Annotated in this window: 24 protein-coding genes; 23 read left to right on the forward strand and 1 reads right to left on the reverse strand. The window is 29.2% G+C overall.

From position 1 onward, the window contains the following. Positions 1–170: 170 nt before the first annotated feature. The 23 genes from KQI42_RS14340 to KQI42_RS14450 all read left to right on the forward strand — a co-directional run bounded on the left by KQI42_RS14340 (position 171) and on the right by KQI42_RS14450 (position 18,172). On the forward strand, positions 171–935 hold the full coding sequence (locus KQI42_RS14340) for a class I SAM-dependent methyltransferase (RefSeq protein WP_216520897.1): 765 nt from the start codon (positions 171–173) through the stop codon (positions 933–935). Between the two features lie 475 nt (positions 936–1,410). After that, positions 1,411–2,316, forward strand: coding sequence for a ketopantoate reductase family protein (locus KQI42_RS14345; protein WP_343231700.1), 906 nt, complete (start codon positions 1,411–1,413; stop codon positions 2,314–2,316). A gap of 216 nt (positions 2,317–2,532) precedes the next feature. Further along, positions 2,533–3,069 (forward strand): flavin reductase family protein, encoded by a 537-nt coding sequence (locus KQI42_RS14350; protein WP_216520898.1) that lies wholly within the window; start codon positions 2,533–2,535, stop codon positions 3,067–3,069. Between the two features lie 94 nt (positions 3,070–3,163). After that, positions 3,164–3,697 carry a GrpB family protein gene (locus tag KQI42_RS14355; RefSeq protein ID WP_216520899.1) on the forward strand — a complete coding sequence of 178 codons (534 nt, stop codon included), beginning with the start codon at positions 3,164–3,166 and terminating at the stop codon, positions 3,695–3,697. A 180-nt stretch (positions 3,698–3,877) separates the two neighbouring features. Beyond that, the gene (locus tag KQI42_RS14360) at positions 3,878–4,732 is read left to right on the forward strand and encodes a nitroreductase family protein (RefSeq protein WP_216520900.1); all 855 of its coding nucleotides are present in this window, start codon (positions 3,878–3,880) and stop codon (positions 4,730–4,732) included. A gap of 154 nt (positions 4,733–4,886) precedes the next feature. Then, positions 4,887–5,381 (forward strand): GNAT family N-acetyltransferase, encoded by a 495-nt coding sequence (locus KQI42_RS14365; RefSeq protein WP_216520901.1) that lies wholly within the window; start codon positions 4,887–4,889, stop codon positions 5,379–5,381. 167 nt (positions 5,382–5,548) lie between these two features. Then, complete coding sequence (locus KQI42_RS14370; RefSeq protein WP_216520902.1) at positions 5,549–6,268, forward strand: hypothetical protein; 720 nt, start codon at positions 5,549–5,551, stop codon at positions 6,266–6,268. A gap of 57 nt (positions 6,269–6,325) precedes the next feature. After that, positions 6,326–6,907 carry a GNAT family N-acetyltransferase gene (locus tag KQI42_RS14375; protein ID WP_216520903.1) on the forward strand — a complete coding sequence of 194 codons (582 nt, stop codon included), beginning with the start codon at positions 6,326–6,328 and terminating at the stop codon, positions 6,905–6,907. A gap of 207 nt (positions 6,908–7,114) precedes the next feature. After that, a complete protein-coding gene (locus KQI42_RS14380) occupies positions 7,115–8,101 on the forward strand; it encodes a phosphotransferase enzyme family protein (RefSeq protein ID WP_216520904.1) in 987 nt (328 codons plus the stop codon). 138 nt (positions 8,102–8,239) lie between these two features. Continuing rightward, on the forward strand, positions 8,240–8,923 hold the full coding sequence (locus KQI42_RS14385) for an aspartate/glutamate racemase family protein (RefSeq protein WP_216520905.1): 684 nt from the start codon (positions 8,240–8,242) through the stop codon (positions 8,921–8,923). Between the two features lie 175 nt (positions 8,924–9,098). After that, complete coding sequence (locus tag KQI42_RS21440; RefSeq protein ID WP_216520906.1) at positions 9,099–9,566, forward strand: phosphorylase family protein; 468 nt, start codon at positions 9,099–9,101, stop codon at positions 9,564–9,566. Beyond that, the gene (locus KQI42_RS21445) at positions 9,563–9,778 is read left to right on the forward strand and encodes a nucleoside phosphorylase-I family protein (RefSeq protein WP_216520907.1); all 216 of its coding nucleotides are present in this window, start codon (positions 9,563–9,565) and stop codon (positions 9,776–9,778) included. Before KQI42_RS21440 ends, KQI42_RS21445 begins: the two co-directional genes overlap by 4 nt. A 98-nt stretch (positions 9,779–9,876) precedes the next feature. Further along, positions 9,877–10,578 carry a nucleotidyltransferase domain-containing protein gene (locus KQI42_RS14400; protein WP_216520908.1) on the forward strand — a complete coding sequence of 234 codons (702 nt, stop codon included), beginning with the start codon at positions 9,877–9,879 and terminating at the stop codon, positions 10,576–10,578. Positions 10,579–10,733: 155 nt separating this feature from the next. Continuing rightward, on the forward strand, positions 10,734–11,300 hold the full coding sequence (locus KQI42_RS14405; protein ID WP_216520909.1) for a GNAT family N-acetyltransferase: 567 nt from the start codon (positions 10,734–10,736) through the stop codon (positions 11,298–11,300). 353 nt (positions 11,301–11,653) lie between these two features. Further along, positions 11,654–12,025, forward strand: coding sequence for a CPBP family intramembrane glutamic endopeptidase (locus tag KQI42_RS14410; protein WP_216520910.1), 372 nt, complete (start codon positions 11,654–11,656; stop codon positions 12,023–12,025). Positions 12,026–12,117: 92 nt separating this feature from the next. After that, positions 12,118–12,882, forward strand: coding sequence for a nucleotidyltransferase domain-containing protein (locus tag KQI42_RS14415; protein ID WP_216520911.1), 765 nt, complete (start codon positions 12,118–12,120; stop codon positions 12,880–12,882). Between the two features lie 143 nt (positions 12,883–13,025). Beyond that, positions 13,026–14,000 (forward strand): CPBP family intramembrane glutamic endopeptidase, encoded by a 975-nt coding sequence (locus tag KQI42_RS14420; RefSeq protein ID WP_216520912.1) that lies wholly within the window; start codon positions 13,026–13,028, stop codon positions 13,998–14,000. Between the two features lie 53 nt (positions 14,001–14,053). Continuing rightward, on the forward strand, positions 14,054–14,935 hold the full coding sequence (locus KQI42_RS14425) for an aminoglycoside 6-adenylyltransferase (RefSeq protein ID WP_216520913.1): 882 nt from the start codon (positions 14,054–14,056) through the stop codon (positions 14,933–14,935). Between the two features lie 74 nt (positions 14,936–15,009). Then, a complete protein-coding gene (locus tag KQI42_RS14430; RefSeq protein WP_216520914.1) occupies positions 15,010–15,750 on the forward strand; it encodes a WecB/TagA/CpsF family glycosyltransferase in 741 nt (246 codons plus the stop codon). A gap of 200 nt (positions 15,751–15,950) precedes the next feature. Further along, a complete protein-coding gene (locus tag KQI42_RS14435; RefSeq protein WP_216520915.1) occupies positions 15,951–16,730 on the forward strand; it encodes a class I SAM-dependent methyltransferase in 780 nt (259 codons plus the stop codon). A 350-nt stretch (positions 16,731–17,080) separates the two neighbouring features. Continuing rightward, a complete protein-coding gene (locus KQI42_RS14440; RefSeq protein WP_216520916.1) occupies positions 17,081–17,374 on the forward strand; it encodes a hypothetical protein in 294 nt (97 codons plus the stop codon). A gap of 320 nt (positions 17,375–17,694) precedes the next feature. After that, complete coding sequence (locus KQI42_RS14445; protein WP_216520917.1) at positions 17,695–17,925, forward strand: hypothetical protein; 231 nt, start codon at positions 17,695–17,697, stop codon at positions 17,923–17,925. Next, positions 17,915–18,172, forward strand: coding sequence for a hypothetical protein (locus KQI42_RS14450; RefSeq protein WP_216520918.1), 258 nt, complete (start codon positions 17,915–17,917; stop codon positions 18,170–18,172). The genes KQI42_RS14445 and KQI42_RS14450 overlap by 11 nt, the downstream gene beginning before the upstream one ends. Here the strand turns inward: KQI42_RS14450 and KQI42_RS14455 are convergent. Beyond that, the coding region (locus KQI42_RS14455; protein WP_216520919.1) for an integrase core domain-containing protein at positions 18,164–18,393 on the reverse strand (230 nt) is incomplete at its 5' end. The genes KQI42_RS14450 and KQI42_RS14455 overlap by 9 nt on opposite strands.

Raw genomic sequence — 18,393 nt, forward strand, 5'->3', positions numbered from 1 at the left:
ATATTTGAATATTCTTTGAAAGGAGGTGTCCTTTGTGAAAGGGATAAAACGAATTAACTTCTCGGTGCAGTTAATATAATCTGATAGCAGATTGTACCGAGATTATAAAATTTGTTATCAGTTAACTGCACTGCTTTTCATCAAAATAATTTATGAAAAGGAGTATGGTTATGGATTATAAAAAATTAAAAGAATACTGGTTAGCAGAAGAAAAAAAGAGTTTTCAAGGTTGGAATTTTTCATATATTAGTAATAGAAAATCAGAGGAACCTTTACCTTGGGATTATGATAAGATTATTCGTCAATATTTAAAAGCAGATTCTGTCTTATTAGATATGGGAACTGGTGGTGGAGAGTATTTGTTGTCTCTTGAACACCCTTATCAAAATACATTTGCTACAGAAGCTTATCCTCCCAATGTTGAGCTATGTAAAAACACATTAATTCCACTTGGCATTGATGTTAGACAAGTCTTTAATGATCATGATCTACCTTATGAAAACTATATGTTTGACATCATAATAAACAGACATGAGTCTTTTGACATCAATGAAGTTTACCGATTGTTGAAACCAAATGGTTTGTTTATTACACAACAAGTTGGTGGATTAAATAACAAAGAAATATCAAAGTTTTTAATAGATGATTTTAAAGAAATTACTAGTAGTGATCATAATTTGGCCAATAATATAGAGTTAATTCAAAATAGAGGATTCACTATTTTAAAAGCAGAAGAATACTTTCCAAAGTTGAAATTTTTTGATGTAGGAGCTTTGGTTTATTTTGCAAAAATTATTGAGTGGGAATTTCCTAACTTTACTGTAGATAGCTGCTATGAAAAATTATGTGAATTACATTCAATAATTGAAGAACAAGGATTTATTGAAAGTAGAGAGCATAGATTTATCATTGTTGCTCAGAAACTTAGTATATAGTATAAGTTTGTATATTAAATAAAGAAGGCTTTATATGATTTAAGGGCCTGGTGTCTTGTTGGATTTTTAAGTCACTAGGCTCCTTATATTATATAATAGGAATGTATCGAAGTTCTGACTTTTCAAATCTAGGCCAGTGGAAAAGCAACTATATTCTAGAAAGTAGAAGAAGATTAGAAAATGGAATTCCAATTGTAGACGAAATATACTAATAGTCTATATAGAGAACAATATCTTGTTGTTCGATTGGAGTAGCTAGTTATTAGGATAAGTATAACTAAAACTTTTATTGAGCGAGAAGTTTTGATAGAGCTATTATATATGCACAAGTTGAGGTATTATAGTAAATATCAATATCGAGATTATCCTCTGGAATTTTGTTTTAAAAAATGAGATTATACTAAAAAGATCAAATAAGTTAGAAGTTATTTTATGGAGGTGATGAGAACTGAGTGTTACAAATACAAGAATACTTATTGTAGGAGCAGGTGTAATAGGCAGCATATATGCTGTAAACTTCTCAAGAGCTGGCTATGACGTAACTATGTTTGCTCGTTCAAAAAGACTAGCTGAACTTCAGAAAAATGGTCTCGTTTTTTATAATGCTAAAACTGAGAAGATAGAGAATGCCAATGTCAAAATAATTGATACCATTTTTAATGATGATGCTTTCGACTATATCTTTGTTACGGTTAGATATGAGCAGATTGAATCGGCACTTCTAGATATAAAAGATAATTGTAGTCAGAATATAGTTACTATGGTTAATAATCCTTTTGGATATGATAAGTGGGAAGAAATCGTAGGAAAAGGAAGAATCATACCTGCCTTTCCTGGAGCTGGCGGAAAAATTGAAAACGATATATTATACTATAAATTAACGACAAGACTCATTCAATCTACTACGTTTGGAGAATTGTCAGGTGAGCGAAGCTCTAGAATAATGCAATTATATAATGTTTTAAAATCAAGTGGCTTTTCTGCTAGTATCTGCGATAACATGGATGCATGGCAAAAATCACATCTTGCTATGGTGATACCTATGGCAAATGCAATATATTTTGATGGCGGAAATAATTATACAACAGCTCAAAATAGAGAGGCAATACAAAATATGTCTTTATCACTAAGAGAAAACTTTGAGTTTCTAAAAAATGTCGGTATTAAGATTACTCCAATAAAGTTAAATGTTTTTAGGTTATGTCCCATATGGATTTTGAATTCCATATTTAAAATGATATACAATACTAAATTTGCTGAAACACTTATTAGTAATCATGCTAAAAATGCTAGCCAAGAGATGTATTTACTTAGTAATGATTTTGCAGAGTTAGCTCAGAAGAATGGGGCTGCTTTAAAATATTTATATCTAAAAGAATAACAGAATATCCGAAACTCAAATAGCTAGGTATTCTTCTGGTGGCTGTAATCTATATTGCAATTCCTTTGTTTATAAAAAGTATATGTAGGAAGTTGAAAAAATGGTATATTGTTGATAATAATATAAAAAGATTGTTTGATATACGATGGGATAGATGTTAATGTTCTTGAGAAAATATAAAAATAATGCTTAGACAAGCTATTAAGGAGGGGAGTTATGAAAAAAATTCATAGTAATTTATATAATGGAATAGTTTCATTACCATCTTTTCCGGTTGTTTTTGTAACTGTAGGTGGAAATATTATGGTAGCTGGAGCATTTCACTTTTACTCATTTAATCCTCCATCTGTAATGGTAGGAATTAAACCTGAGAAGTATACTTATGAATTAATAACTTCGAAAAAAGAATTTGGTATAAATATCCCAACTAAAGAACAATTGGATAAGGTACATATTTGTGGCACAGTTTCAAGGAGAAATGAAGATAAGTATAAAAAGGCATGTTTAACACCTCGGAAAGGGAATAAGATTAATAGCTATATAATTGAAGAATGTCCAGTTAATCTTGAATGCCAGGTTGTTCATCAAATAGAGTATGAAGGTAGTCATAAGTGGTTTATTGGTGAGATAAGGGAAGTTCATATAGATGAAGAGTACATTCGTGATGATGCATTAATGTTTTGGCTTGGACAATTTAGAACAGTTGGAGAGCTTGTTGAAGGTGTAAGTAATAAAGAGTTGTTGAAAAGATAGATGTTTACATCTAAATTATTACTATCTATATACCTTGCAGGATTAGATTTTACTACATATTAGACAATAAATCATTTGTGAAGGGGGAACTATAATGCCAGAATCAACCAAAGTGGTTGAGGTACTGCCGTATGATGATAACTGGAAACAAGAATTTGAGAAGATCAGGGACATGCTGAAAAGCTATATAGGAGATTTAATAGTAAGAATAGAACATGTAGGGAGTACATCTGTAGAAGGATTATCTGCTAAACCTATAATAGATGTAGATGTGGTAATAGAAAGTTATGATGTTCTACCACAGATCATTGAAAAATTGGAGTTAGAAGGCTACATATATGAGGGGAATTTAGGAATAGAAGGAAGAGAAGCATTTAGAAGAAAATATGATGATGGAATGATGAAATACCATCTATATGTTTGTCCGAAAGATGGAAAAGGATATTTAGAACACATAGCTTTTAGAGATTATCTGAGGAATAATGAAGATGCAAGAAAAGAGTATAGCCGTTTAAAAAAACAACTAGCAATAGAGTATAGATATGACATAGATAATTACTGTGATAAAAAGACAGACTTTATACGAAATATTTTAACTAAGACGCTATATAAAGACGACATAAAGTAAGATAAACTAAACAATTTTAATGCTAGAAGAATTTTTCATCTACTGTATTAGATAACATATAGATTATCGAAATCTTCTTATGCCTTAAATACATAGATAATTCTGACATATGTTATATGAAAATTTTAGTAGAGAGTCTTCGAGGTCATAAGAGTTTATATACTAGAGAGGAGTTTTTATATGAGACAAAGTTTTGAGGCAATTATTAAATCAGATCGAATAACTTACATAGATATTCCATTTAATGCATCACAAGTATTTAATAAGAAAGGTAAAATACAGGTAAAAGGAGAAATAAATGGTCATCCTTATAGAAAGCCTCTACTTTCAAGAGGTGGTGGAGTTTATATATTAACTCTAAATAAAGCTTATTTGAAAACCGTAAATATAAAAGAAGGAGATAAAGTTTTTATATCTATGGACTTAGATGATAATTTATTACATGCTAATCTTGATCCAAAGAATCATGAAGATATTATTAAATACCATGAAAGTATTAAACAAAAAAAAGAATTAGGTGAAACTTTTAATGTACTTGAAGCAATTTTTACTCGTAGAAGTATACGTAAATTTACTGGAGAAGTAATCAAAGATACAGAATTAGAAACTATAATAAAAGCTGGATGTTATGCACCATCAGCAGAAAACAAACAACCTTGGCACTACCTTATAGTAAGAGATAAAGCAACACTTGAAAATATCTCCAAATCCCATGCTCGTGCTAAAATGATAACTCAGGCTGGATGTGGAATAATCGTATGTGGAGATAAAGAAAAGCAACCACAAGTAGGTTTTCTTATTGAAGATTGTTCTGCTGCAATAGAAAATATGTTGCTTGCTGCCCATGGACTTGGTTTAGGTGCTGTTTGGTGTGGCTTATATCCAGCAACACAGCTAATGCGACCTATAAAGAATCTATTTAAATTACCATCACAAATTCTACCCATTGGTCTAGTAGTCATTGGTTATATAAATGAAAGTAAGGACATTGTTTATAGGTATGATGAATCCAAGGTACATTTTGAAAGGTGGTAATTATTTCAGAAAGCGTTGTTTATAACATTTTCTATAACATAGATAATTATGAATATATTAAGAATAGCTTATTATTTACGTTGTAAAGCTTTATAATATCACCAGTAATCTTATGTAACAAATTTACTTAAAAGTTAGTATTAAGGAGGAAGTAATGATAGACAGAATTTATATACAAAAATTTGCCTCAGATGAAAACTTTGAAGATTATTTTAGTTTAGTTGGTAATGAAAAAGTAATGGCAATGGTTACGGAAAGAGCAATTCCTTTAGATGAAGCAAGAAGTGACTTTAGATTATTGTTAGACAAGAATAAAAAATATCAAGATTTTGGAAACTTTAAGGTTTTAGAAAAAGCCACAAACAACTTTATCGGATTAGCAAAATTAGAAATAAATGAGAATGACTCTAGTGAAGCTGAACTTGGGTATCTATTACTCCCTGAATTTTGGAGGAAAGGATATGGAAATGAAATTGCAAAGCTATTATTAAACAAGGCTGAAGAATCAAAAAACTTACATCGAATTATTGCAATAATAGATCCTAAAAATATAGCATCAAAAAAAATATTATTAAAGAACGGTTTTATTTCAGAAAAGATATGTGAAATTGATGGTTTACCAGGTGAGATACTTAGGAAAAACATATAAAAATTACTACTAACAAAGTTTTGGCAAAAGCGGGGGGATGACAATTCGTTTTATATTTTATCCTAAAGTTAGAATTGTTGCTACTGCTGGGCTATAAAAAATCTTCGTATTCATTAAATCACATATATTTTAGAGAAAATTTATAGTATAAAGGGGATGGTGAGAGCATGGATTTCTATAGGGCGAGAAAAGATGATTTTAAATATGTAAAGTATAAGAAAAGTTTAATTCATAATACTGCAACAATTGCAAGTGAAGGTCAGAATATTATTGGAGTACTAGAATACGAAATAAAGAATATGGAAGAGGCTGAAATTATAAATTTTAATATATTTGAATCATGTAGAGAAGATTTAATATTCAAAGGATTAATTGACGAAATAGATTATTGGAATCCATATTTAAAAAGAATTATATACAATGAAGATAATAATATAATAAACAGTAATGTATTAATAAATGCAGGATTTATAAAAAGCTCTACATGGATATTATCTATGAATAATAATATTAAAGTTTTTAAGATTGATATAGAAGAAATAACTCCTGGACAATTAATAGTTGATGAGACTAAGGTAAACAGAGTAAATTCTTGGATTAAGATACCTGAAGATATAGTTATAACATGTGTGAAAATAGAAGATAAGATAGTTTGCATAGATGGTTATTCTAGATTAATAGCAGCATATAATAAGGGGTTTAAATATGTCTTTGCTTATCTTGAAACGAATGATGATAATATACAATTTTATAGGACATGTATGAAATGGTGTGAAGAGCAAAAGATTTTTAAAATTAAGGATTTAGCTAATAGAACGGTAACGCCAGAAGAACATGAAAAACTTTGGATTAATAGATGTCAAGCATATTTAAATGAACATAAATAACAATGTAACATAATTTTTTATAAATGATTTTCTTTGAAGAATTTAGGAGGAATATGATTGATAATTAGAGAATATAGAGATACTGACAATTTACAATGGGTAAGGTGTAGAGTTTTATCATTTTTAGATAGTGCATATTTCGATAATGTGCTGAGAGAAAAAGAACATTATGAGAATCCGTCAATAGAATTAGTTGCCGAAGATGATGGAAAAATAGTAGGCTTAATTGATCTGGAATATGAGAAGAAAAAAGGAACTGTTTGTTCTAATAGAAATGGGCTTGGAGGAATGATCTGGCATTTAGCCGTCTTACCAGAATATAGGGGTAAGGGAGTAGCGGCTATGCTTCTAGATAAAGTAAAAGAAAAGGCAAGAGAGGTTGGACTAGAAAGGCTTGAAGCATGGACAAGAGATGATAAATGGGTAAATGAATGGTATAAAAAAAGAGGATTTAAGTGTATTGAATCATATTTACACGTTTATGCAGAAGGAAATGAATGTGATATTATAACAGACTCTAAGATTGAAAAGTTACATATATATTCATGTTTTTCTCATTATGTTGGAGAAGACAAAGATGAGATCAAAAGAAGATTTAAAAGAGTACATGAATGTAATTTATATGAATTAGTACTTTAAAGTTAATTTATAAAATATTAATCTTGAAAGGGGTGAGCGACATGAAAAGTCGAGTAATACGAAATAAGGTGATGATTATTTAAGTTGAAGCAGTAAAAAAGGTTTATGTTCAGTTAATATGACAGACTGAGATTAGATGATGTTATTTTACTGCTTCAGAAATTAAGTTAAGGACAATTAAAATTTATTTGAAAGAGGTAAGATAACATGTTGAAATTAAAATATCTTTTTGACAATCGAGATTTAGCGAAAATGATCTTAGAAAATTGGGAATATGATTTATCTTCACTTGGGATGCTTGATTACTATAGAATTTCATCCAATGCTGTTTATCCTTTTCAGTATAATGGACAAACTAGAATTCTTAGATTTTCTCCAGTAGAAGAAAAAGATAAGAATAATCTAATAGGAGAATTAGACTTTATTCGTTATTTAAGATTAAAAGAATATCCGGCTTTAAAAACTGTAGTTTCGAAGAATAATAAAGAATTTATGGAAATAAGTACACCTTGGGGCAACTATTTCGCAGTAGTTTTTGAAAGAGTTCTAGGAAATTCATTAGATAATATTGACTATACAGAGGAAATATGCAGAAAACATGGTAGATATTTAGGTAAACTTCATAGTTTATCTTCAGAATATAATCCTAATAAAAAGTTTCGCTGGTCATATGAAGACGTTCTTGAATGGATTGAAAAAGAATTATTAAGTTTTCCTAATGAAGCTATAGCAAAGCAGGAGGCTAAAATATTAAAAGAATACTTATCAAAATTACCTAAAAATGACCAAGTTTTTGGCTTGATACATTATGATTTTGAGTTAGATAATGTGTTTTATAGTCAATCAACAGATACTTTGAGTATAATTGATTTTGATGATTCAATGTATCATTGGTACGTTATGGATATTGTACAAGCATTAGATAACATAAAGGAAGAAATAGATTGCGGAGATTTTTCTATAATGAAAGAAAATTTTATAAAAGGATATAGAGAAGAGTTTGATATTTCTGACGAAATGTTATTACGCATCCCCATATTTAGAAGGTTTGCAAACTTGTATGGATATTCTAGAGTTCTAAGATCTTCTGCAGAAATTTGGGATAATGAACCTGAATGGTTAGTTGATTTAAGAGATAAATTAAGAGATGCTATGGAAGAGTGTTCTATATTTTTTGGTAAACCAATAGAGTAAAACTATGAATTTTAGAGGCTGACCTAATGTCAGCCTCTAAAATTAAATTAGTAATAATCAATTTTTGACATTTAGATGAAACGAATATAGTTAAGTTCATTAGAAATTGTATTTATAGAAAAATAAAGGAGTTATTAAATGAAAAAATTAATAGGAGTACTAGCTGGAATGGGACCAAGGTCTACATCTACTTTTCTTGAATTAGTACTTGATCAATGTCAAATTCAATATAATGCAAAATATGATATAGATTATCCTCCAATTATGATTTACTCTCTTCCCACACCATTTTATTTAGATCGTCCAATTAATCATGAAGAAATGAAGAAAACTATAATTACAGGTCTTAAACATCTTGAGTCAACAGGAGTTAGTTGTATTGCAATGCCATGCAACTCTGCTCATATATATTTTAATGAATTGGAGAAAAGTCTCAATGTTCCATTATTAAATATTGTTGATGAAACTATAAAAAAGGTAGGTTCAAATAGAAAAACAACAATATTTGCAACTGAATCAACCTTTGATTCTAATCTATATCAAAAAGGAATATTAAATTCAAATAATCAATTTATATTTAAAAGTGATTGGCAAAAAAGAATAAATATTATAATTCAAATGATAAAAGAGAAGAAGGAAATGACTGAAATTAATACATATTGGGATGAACTAGTTAAGGATGCTATTAAAGCAGAAGTTAATGATATTATTATAGCCTGCACTGACTTAAGTGTTTTAAAAAATAGATTTAAAGATCAAGTTGATTTCATAGATTCATCCAAGGCATTAGCTGAATCATTGGTAAAAGAATACCTAAAATAATATGATTATAGAAAAACAAAAAAGATAAGAGAAATTTATATTATGATAAGAATTTAATATATTACCTTAAATGACAAGGAGGAATCATTATGATAAATAATAAAGTTCCAATATTAGAATTTGATGGAGTATCTGAGAACATTATCGAGCCTTCTAAATTAGTTGAAAAATAGAAATGTCTGAGATAGTTGTAATGTGTTTCTATAGTGAAGTAATTGAGAAACTTCTTAATGAAGGAAAACTTAAAGAGATAAAAACACTTTACTCTCAGATGGGCAAACATCCAGTTTATGAGTTAGAGTATAAGGATAAAAAAGTCACTGTATTTCATCCAGGAGTAGGGGGTGCACTTGGAGCGGCACTTATGGAAGGGGTTATTGCATTAGGAGGTAGGAAATTCATTTCTTGTGGTAGTGGGGGAGTGTTAGATAAGAATATTGCAGCTGGTCATATTCTTGTACCTATTTCAGCCGTTAGAGATGAGGGAACTTCGTATCACTATATTGAACCAAGTAGAGAAGTTTCTGTAAATAGCCAGGCTGTAAAAGCAATTGAGAAAGTTTTAAAAGCACACAATTGTAGTTATATTCTTGTTAAACATGAAGTACTGACTCTTTTTATAGAGAAACCAAAAACAAAATGAAATTAAGAAAAGAAGAGGGATGTTTGGCAGTAGAGATGGAATGTTCTGCTTTCTGCGCAGTTGCAGAATATAGAAATGTTAACTTTGGTCAAATGCTTTATAGTGGTGATGATATTAGCTATGAAGAATGGGATTCAAGGAGTGAAGTAGACAGGAGCTTTATTAGGGAAGCATTATTTTGGTTTGCAGTTGAAGCGAGTCTTGAGTTGTAATAGTTAAAATAAAGTATTGAAAAGGCAGAAAATGCATCAAATAGATTAAAGTAATATTAGTAGAGATAGGATTTAAAGAATTAATGGGGGTTATAAAGATGAAAGAAATCTATGAAAATGCTTTAGAAAAGGTATGTGAAGAACTTAAAAGTGATAAGAGTATAGCAGGGATAATTTTATATGGCTCATTAGCAAAAGGCAATAATCATAAATATAGTGATATTGATCTTTATGTTGTGAAGGAAGACGAGAAAGATAAAACAACTTTCTTTTTTGAAGATACTGTTCCTATTCAAATATCTTGGCGTTCAGTTGAATCATTTAAATCTAAATTTAATAAAAGGACTCGTGGAGTTCCAATGGGGTTAGTAGGTAAAATTTTATACGATCCTAGCGGTTTAATCGGTGAATACATGGAAAAATCGAGATTAAAAGCAGATGAAGGTCCAGCTGCTTTAAGTGAACAAGAAAAATTAATAATACGATCTATATTATCACAAGATTTAAAAACAGTTGAAGGACTTATTGAAAATGGTAAACTGGCAGGAGCAGTTACCCTAATTACAGAAATACTTTTTGAGGCACTAAGCGGATATTATGATGTAAGAAAATGGTATATGCCTACTAACAAACATTTAATAGAGGATTTAAAACTTAGAGAAAAAGAAATAGGAGAATTAGCAGAGCAAGTAATGTTATGTCCAAGTGTCAGCGAAAAGCTAGATAAATTATCTAAAATAAAAGATATAGTTTTAAATGAAATGGGTGGAGAAGTAAAAGAGTATGAAATATTTTGGTAATTAAGTTTAGTGTGGAATAGTAGGTTTAAGGTATAGAGAATTAGAAATTCTAGCGAATTAGTACAAGCTATATATAATACCTGAAAATTATTTTTAAATATATGATAATTATACTATTTAAGTAATTCATAAGAAATTAGCAGAGGAGGCTTAGAATGTTTAATAACTTTTGGATTGGTGAAAAAGTACGACTTCGAGCAGTAGAATTAAAAGATATTGATGATTTTTTTAAAACTGGTTTTGAAGCTGATACAGATTTAGATAAGTTTTGCGATGAAATTCATTTTCCACAGTCAAAAGAGAAAATGCGGGAGAGGTTAGAAAGTATTATCAAGAAGGAACCTGAAAACGATGAATTTTGGTGGATTATTGAAGATTTAAATGGAAATCCAGTTGGGAATATAAATACATTTTCTTGTAATAAAAGAAATGGAACATTTAAATATGGCATAGGATTAGAAAAACCTTATTGGGGGAAAGGGTATGCAAAAGAAGCAATTAAAATTGTATTGAGGTATTATTTTAGGGAACTAAGGTATCAAAAAGTTAATGCCTTTGTATATTCTTTTAACGAAAAATCATTAAAGCTACATGAATCATTAGGATTTAAGCAAGAAGGTAGATTGCGCAGAATGGTATATACCAACGGTGACTATTTTGATGAAATATATTATGGTATGACTGTTGAAGAATTCAATGCTATAGATCCTAAAAAAAATTAATTAATTTGAAATAAAGGTGGCTAGATATCATTTATATTTAGGAAAAAGGGTGTTAAGATGGATAAGACAATAAAAATTGGCAGTGTAGTCGTCTGTTTAATCATTTATATTGTAGTATGCGGTCTACTTCCTGTTATTATAAATAAGGCGATTTTAGACAACTTTAAAGGAAAAGTTTCGGCATTTTTAGATTTAGTTATTTCAATCATTTTGAACATTCTATACATTCGTTATCTGGTGACAAGGTATAATATAGGATTAAATTTATTTAGTAATATAACTGTAAAAAATTTTTTATCTCAATTGCTTGTGCTGTACTTTTCTTTGTTTTTCTTGATAAGCTTTTAGATCCATTGTTTGATAGTTTATTTGTATCAAGTGCAGTAAAATATAACAATAATATAGAAGAGCTACTTCAGTATCCTATGATAATGTTTATTCGTGTTTGTTTACTTGCACCAATCGTAGAGGAAATTTTGATTAGAGCATTTGTTTTAGAAACTCTAAGAAATACATACACCACAATTATTGCTATAATTATTTCAACATTACTTTTCGCTTTATTACATTTTAATTTTGTCCAAACATTATCTGCTATGATTTGTGGACTTGTATTAGGATTAATTTATATTAAAACAAACTCTTTATCTTGTTGTATTCTTATCCATGCACTATATAATTTTATGTCATATATCTCATTATCATTGGCAAGGTTGAAAATATAATCTTTATTTGTATTAGTATGTATTCTCTATAAGTTTTAAGTGATACGAAATGTTAAATTAATATAAAAATGAAGGGAATGGAGGATGAATTTATGGAAAAATGGGAAAAAGCATTAAATACTTTTTTAGAAAGTTGGAAAAAGCGGGATGATGTAATAGGAGCTATTGTTTGTGGCAGCTATGTTACTGGAAATCCGTCACCACATTCAGATATTGATGTACATATTATTTTATCAGATGATGCTCAGTGGAGAGAAAGAGGAAATACAATTGTTGATGGTTATTTAATAGAGTATTTTGCAAATTCTCCAAAACAAATAAAAAAGTATTTTGAAGAAGACTATAAAAGCTTAACGCCACATTCGATGGTTCAATTTTTAACCGGGAAAATTATATTTGATAATTATGATGAAGTAATAAAGTTAAAAAGTGAAGCTAGGATATGGTTTGATAAAGAATATAACGAATTAGATGACATTTCTGTAGAGATGATCAAATATTACTTATGGGATACTTTAGATAACTTATTAGATTGCTATGAACAAAATAGACTAGATTTTGAATTTGTTTACTATAATTCATTAAAAATATTATTTGAAGAGTATTCTAGATATTTAAGAGTTGAAATCATACCTTTCTATCAAATTTCCAGATATATAAGTGATCCTTATTTTATAAAAAAGTATTTAACTGCTAGCTTCCCAGATGAATACTTTGCTAATGAATTTTTACATTCTCTAAATAATAATGAAAAAGGGGAAAAAATAAAGTTGTTTGCTAAGCTTACGAATTATGTTTTAGATAAAATGGGTGGATTCAATATAGATGGTTGGAAACTAAAAAGTTTGGCTGAATAAATTAAGATCTTTGTATAATATAAATTTAACTAATAAAAGGTGATATTACACTATATGCTGAGTTATTATTTGCCTATAATGAGAGAATTAAAATAAATCCTATATCATTAAATGTCTATTTTAAAATATTGGGAGGGGATTTTATGGATTCGAGTTTGACAAATATTAAGAATGAAATATCCAGATTCTTATTAGTTAACTTTTTAATTACATTTGGTATGGGTATATTGATGTTCTTGGTTTATAAGGATATTGATGATAGTGCTAGATCAGGATTTGCTATAGTACAGATGATGTATCCTGCTTTAAGTGCTATTGGAATGAAGATCTATTATGAAAAGGATGGTATATCTAATAAATTAATGGATTTCTTCAAGCTTTATATCTTTTTAAGTATTCTAGCAATAATCATTTTAGTCATTGGAGTTTTTGTTTTTCCAAGCCATGTATCAACAGCTCTAAATATACTAGTGATCGTTTCAAGTATAGTTACCTTTATTTTAATTTTTAATAATGAAGAAAATTGCTTTGAGCAAATTAACATGGTTTTTAAAAAGAATTTTAGAAGTGTTTCATTATATTGCCTATTGTTTATTATGATTAAATTAATCAGAATTATAGTTGGAGAATTCTTTTATGAAAATTCATTTGAAGTGTTAAAAACTATAAGATATATTATAGCTTTATTTATTGATGTGCCAATTAGTATAGTAATATCTTCTATAATATTTTTTGGAGAAGAATTAGGATGGAGAGAATACTTACAGCCAAGACTTCAAATTCTATTTGGTAAGAAACTCGGTGTTATTATACTGGGATTTATATGGGGTATATGGCATTTGCCACTTTGTTTTATGTTGTATAGCCCAAGTACACCTATTTATTGTGTAATATCACATGTTTCTTATTGTATATTATCTGGAATTTTTTTAGGATTTGTTTATATGAGAACTGAAAACCTTTGGTCCGTTATAATTCTTCATTTAATTAATAATATAAATTATACTGCCAGTGCTACTTATGGTGCGATAATTACGTTAGATGACTTAATTATAGGCTTGATTCTTAATGCTGCTATATTCCTACCATTTTTATTTACTAAAGAATATAAAGATTAAATGATTAGAACAAATTTTAAAAATTAAAATAATTAATAGTATGGAGGTAGTAAATGATGCGTAGTGAAAAAGAGATGATGGATTTAATATTAAATACAGCTAGTAATCATGAAAGAATACGTGCTGTAATAATGAATGGGTCACGTACTAATCCCAATGCTAAAAAAGATCTTTTTCAGGACTATGATATTGTATATATTGTAAAGAATATAGAATCATTCACACTAGATCATAGTTGGGTAGATATATTTGGTGAGAGAATAATGATGCAGATGCCAGAGAGTAAAGTATTGCCTCCTGCTGAAAATGACGGACGTTTTATTTATCTTATGCAGTTTATAGATGGGAACCGTATTGATCTTACTTTGATTCCATTGGAGAAAATGGATGAATTAATTAAATATGATAGTTTAAGTATGTTACTTTTAGATAAAGATGGTATTATAGAACCACTTCCGCCTTCAAGTGATGAGGATTACCACATAAAAAGACCATCTGAAAAAGAATTTGCTGATATTTGTAATGAATTTTGGTGGATTTGTATGAATATAAGCAAGGGGCTTTGGCGTGAAGAGTTAACATATGCCATGTTTATGTATGAACAAGTTAATCGAAATGTTTTAATTCAAATGATTGAATGGTATATTGGCATTAAAACAAATTTTACAAAAAGTGCTGGGAAATGTGGTAAGTATATTGAAGATTTTCTTGATAAAGATGAGTGGAATGAATTTGTTGCAACTTATTCAGATGCTAATTATGAAAATATATGGCAAGCATTATTTAATATGTGTAATTTATTTAGAAAAGTGGCAATAATCGTGGCTAACCATTTTGAGTTTGAATATCCGTATGATGATGATAAGAATGTAACTAAGTATCTTAAGAATGTAAAATATCTACCAGGAGATGCTCAAAAATTCATATCTTTATAAAACTATATAAATTAAATAAATGAATTTTATAGAATTAAAATTAAGTTTAATAGGAAAAGAAAGGGAACTATGGTATGGATAATTGTGTAAATATTTTGGGCATAGAATTTTCTAAACTAGATTTAAAGGAAACAATTGAGCTAATAAATAGTAAGATTGAAGAAAATAGAAATGAGACTTTTCATATAATTACTGTAAATCCGGAAATTGCGATACAGATTCAAGAAGATTCTGAACTAAAAAAGATATCATCTGAAGCTGACTTAATTACTCCTGATGAGGTAGGCATTGTATTTGCTTCAAATCTAAAAAGAAATCCAATACCTGAGCGTGTTACAGGATTTGACTTATTAGAATTAGGTAATCAAAAAGGATGGTCTTTTTATTTTCTAGGAGCAGATGAATTGGTAAATCAGAAAACATCAGAATATATAACTGAAAATTATCCAAATATAAAAATCGCTGGAAGGCATCATGGATTTTTTGACTATGAAGAGGAATTAAAAATTATCGAAGAGATTGAAGACTCCAAACCAGATATTCTAATTGTAGCTTTAGGTTCACCACTAGCGGATAAGTGGATATATAAGTATAAAAGTAGAATTACTGCTAAAGTGACTTTAGGAGTAGGGGGAAGCCTTGATGTAATTACCGGAAAAGTGAAACGTACACCTGAGATTTGGAAAAAACTTAATTTAGAATGGTTGCATCGAAGAATTATTAACCCATCTCGAAAGAAAAGACAAAAGAAATTAAAGATCTTTGCTTATAGAGCATTTATTGAAGCATTCAGCAAAAATTCTGTTAAGGAATGATTTAATTTCTATAGATCTTTCCATCTATTATAATAAGGTGTTTGTATAAAAGTACTAGGGGTATATTTATAGGACAAGTTCAATGTTCTAAACCCCTTTACTAAGAAATGTTTTTAGGATGGAGTTAGAGGGAACTTGAAACATAAAGAATTATACCATATCTAGGTCGTACAGTTTACTGAAGAAAGGATGATACGTTAATGGATAAGGTGGATACTTACCTGGAAAATACGATGGATGAAAATTTAATGATAAATAAACAAAGTTGGGATTTAGCATCTAAAAGGTTTTTTGGTAGAGCAGCACTTCCTGATTATGGCCCTTATGTACCCAGTGAAGATAAACTTAATCTGTTTGGCGATTTATCAGGACTAAAAGTCTTAGATATTGGCTGTGGAAGCGGTCATTCTATGAAGTATATGTATTCAAAGCAAGTTAAAGAAATTTGGGGACTGGATTTATCAAGGGAGCAGATTGAAACTGCCAAACAAGTTGTTGGAATAAATCTAGATGGTAAGCTTTTTGAATCCCCAATGGAAGAGAATCCTGGTATTCCATTAAATTATTTTGATATTATTTATTCTATATATGCTTTGGGTTGGACCCTTGATTTACCTAAGACCTTAGACAATATATACAGTTATTTAAAGCCAGGAGGAACATTTATTTTCAGTTGGGAACATCCTATACATAGTCGACTTACATACTATGATAAAAGCCTTATTTTCACTAAACCTTATCACGATGAGACGGCAACATTACATGAAGCCTGGAAGCCAACTCCTGCAGTATATCATCATAGAAAATTAAGTACATATATTAATGCATTGATTAATAGTGGATTTTTCATTGAGAAAGTTATTGATGACATCGAGTTGCCAAGGGAATCTGGACAGGGTAAACCAGAAATGTGGTATTCAGAGTACAAGGCGAGTTATTATCCTGCCACATTTATAATAAAGTGCAGGAAAGGTAAATGAATATACAAAAAGTCAATAAACTTAGAATAATACTATAGTAATCATTGGAGTTTATCTGATTCATTTCTAGAAGGTTGAGTTAGATAGATAAAAAAAGAACTCTTACTATAATAATTGTTAAAGAGAAGAAATAGAATTATAAAATAAGCTAAACAGCAGAAGTTGTTTACCTTATTTTAATAATAGGAGAAATATTTGTTAGAGAGAGAAGGAATAGAGAAGATATTTGTAGAACAAATAGAAAATAGTAGAATTAGTAGAGGAATATTTTAACGGTAAGAATGATTAAATATTAAAAGATATTCTTGAAATTTAATTCAAGAATGGATCAGAAAAGGAGAAATTTATTAATGGCATTTAGTGGTGATATGAAAGAACAAAGGATAGATCAAGAAAATTCAAATATATGGTTTCATGGTTCTCAAGTTAAAATGACTATCTTAAGAAGTGGCAGCTCAATAACGAGGAATAAAAATCTTGCAATTGCTTTTTCACATAGACCAACCCAAGTTTCTGTAGAGAATGACGGAAGTATTCAGCATAACGGACAAGAAAATGGATATTTGTATATTCTAAATGAAGATATAAATGATGATGATATTAGGGTACATGAATCATGTGAATTAGATGATCCATGGGAATGAATTACAACAAGAGATTTGAAAATTAGACTAATAGATGAAACTAAAATTTAAAATAAAAAGAGCAACTTATGAAGCAGAAGACAGAAAAAAGAAAAATAGTAGAATTATTAGAAATATTATTTTAATAATTTTAACACTATGTATCTTAGTAGTATTTACTTTTTTAACTGTACGGACTATACATTCGTCATGGTTATCAGAAAGAGCAGAAAATAACCTTTAAAAATGGTATCCAGGAAGAAGTATATATAAAGATTGGTGGTATAGAGCAATATCTTAATATACATGGTATTAATAATGAAAACTCAATTATTTTATTTTTGCACGGTGAACCTGGGGGTCCGATTACGCCTAGCATTTATAAGTATCAACGTGGGTTAGAGCAGAATTATACAGTTATAAATTGGGATCAACGGGGTAGTGGAAAAACTTATTATCGTAATCCAGACTTAGATATAAGTACTGAATTATCCTTTATAAAAACATATCCAGAATTAGTGTCTGCATATGTTGGAATTGGACAATGTGTCAATCTTAATGATGTCGGTTAATGCAACAATCAATCTGGCGGAAAAAGCTAATAATACTAGAGATATAGTAAGATTATCTAGTTTAACTGGATATACTTGGGGAAGTCGTGATTTTTCAGTAGGAAATTTCATTAAAGAGCGTAATTTGACGGGAAAATATTTAAAAGCAGCTGATGAAATAACTTATCTTGATCAAGTTATAATTATTTTAATGTTGGACTTATGTCAATATAGTAGACACATTTTTTCAAACATTTTCTTAAGCTGATTCCCTAGCATTCTCTTCACATTGCTGGGGAGTAATATAACCAATAGAGCTATGTATTCTTTCTCTGTTATACCAAGACTCTATATATTCAAATATGGCTATCCTTGCTGTATCAAAGTCAAAGTACTTAACTTGATTAACTTCTTCTTTCTTTAAAACTGAATGAAAGGATTCTATACATGCATTATCATAAGGATTACCTTTGCCACTAAAAGAATGAG

The sequence above is a fragment of the Tissierella simiarum genome, assembly GCF_018917865.1.
Classification (GTDB): domain Bacteria; phylum Bacillota; class Clostridia; order Tissierellales; family Tissierellaceae; genus Tissierella_C; species Tissierella_C simiarum.

Coding starts and splice junctions, on each gene's coding strand:
- KQI42_RS14450 (WP_216520918.1), top strand. CDS start 17,915: ATGTCGGTTAATGCAACAATCAATCTGGCGGAAAAAGCTAATAATACT.
- KQI42_RS14425 (WP_216520913.1), top strand. CDS start 14,054: ATGATGCGTAGTGAAAAAGAGATGATGGATTTAATATTAAATACAGCT.
- KQI42_RS14405 (WP_216520909.1), top strand. CDS start 10,734: ATGTTTAATAACTTTTGGATTGGTGAAAAAGTACGACTTCGAGCAGTA.
- KQI42_RS14365 (WP_216520901.1), top strand. CDS start 4,887: ATGATAGACAGAATTTATATACAAAAATTTGCCTCAGATGAAAACTTT.
- KQI42_RS14440 (WP_216520916.1), top strand. CDS start 17,081: ATGGCATTTAGTGGTGATATGAAAGAACAAAGGATAGATCAAGAAAAT.
- KQI42_RS14340 (WP_216520897.1), top strand. CDS start 171: ATGGATTATAAAAAATTAAAAGAATACTGGTTAGCAGAAGAAAAAAAG.
- KQI42_RS14355 (WP_216520899.1), top strand. CDS start 3,164: ATGCCAGAATCAACCAAAGTGGTTGAGGTACTGCCGTATGATGATAAC.
- KQI42_RS14400 (WP_216520908.1), top strand. CDS start 9,877: ATGAAAGAAATCTATGAAAATGCTTTAGAAAAGGTATGTGAAGAACTT.
- KQI42_RS14415 (WP_216520911.1), top strand. CDS start 12,118: ATGGAAAAATGGGAAAAAGCATTAAATACTTTTTTAGAAAGTTGGAAA.
- KQI42_RS21445 (WP_216520907.1), top strand. CDS start 9,563: ATGAAATTAAGAAAAGAAGAGGGATGTTTGGCAGTAGAGATGGAATGT.
- KQI42_RS14350 (WP_216520898.1), top strand. CDS start 2,533: ATGAAAAAAATTCATAGTAATTTATATAATGGAATAGTTTCATTACCA.
- KQI42_RS14370 (WP_216520902.1), top strand. CDS start 5,549: ATGGATTTCTATAGGGCGAGAAAAGATGATTTTAAATATGTAAAGTAT.
- KQI42_RS14420 (WP_216520912.1), top strand. CDS start 13,026: ATGGATTCGAGTTTGACAAATATTAAGAATGAAATATCCAGATTCTTA.
- KQI42_RS14360 (WP_216520900.1), top strand. CDS start 3,878: ATGAGACAAAGTTTTGAGGCAATTATTAAATCAGATCGAATAACTTAC.
- KQI42_RS14435 (WP_216520915.1), top strand. CDS start 15,951: ATGGATAAGGTGGATACTTACCTGGAAAATACGATGGATGAAAATTTA.
- KQI42_RS14380 (WP_216520904.1), top strand. CDS start 7,115: ATGTTGAAATTAAAATATCTTTTTGACAATCGAGATTTAGCGAAAATG.
- KQI42_RS14430 (WP_216520914.1), top strand. CDS start 15,010: ATGGATAATTGTGTAAATATTTTGGGCATAGAATTTTCTAAACTAGAT.
- KQI42_RS14385 (WP_216520905.1), top strand. CDS start 8,240: ATGAAAAAATTAATAGGAGTACTAGCTGGAATGGGACCAAGGTCTACA.
- KQI42_RS21440 (WP_216520906.1), top strand. CDS start 9,099: ATGTCTGAGATAGTTGTAATGTGTTTCTATAGTGAAGTAATTGAGAAA.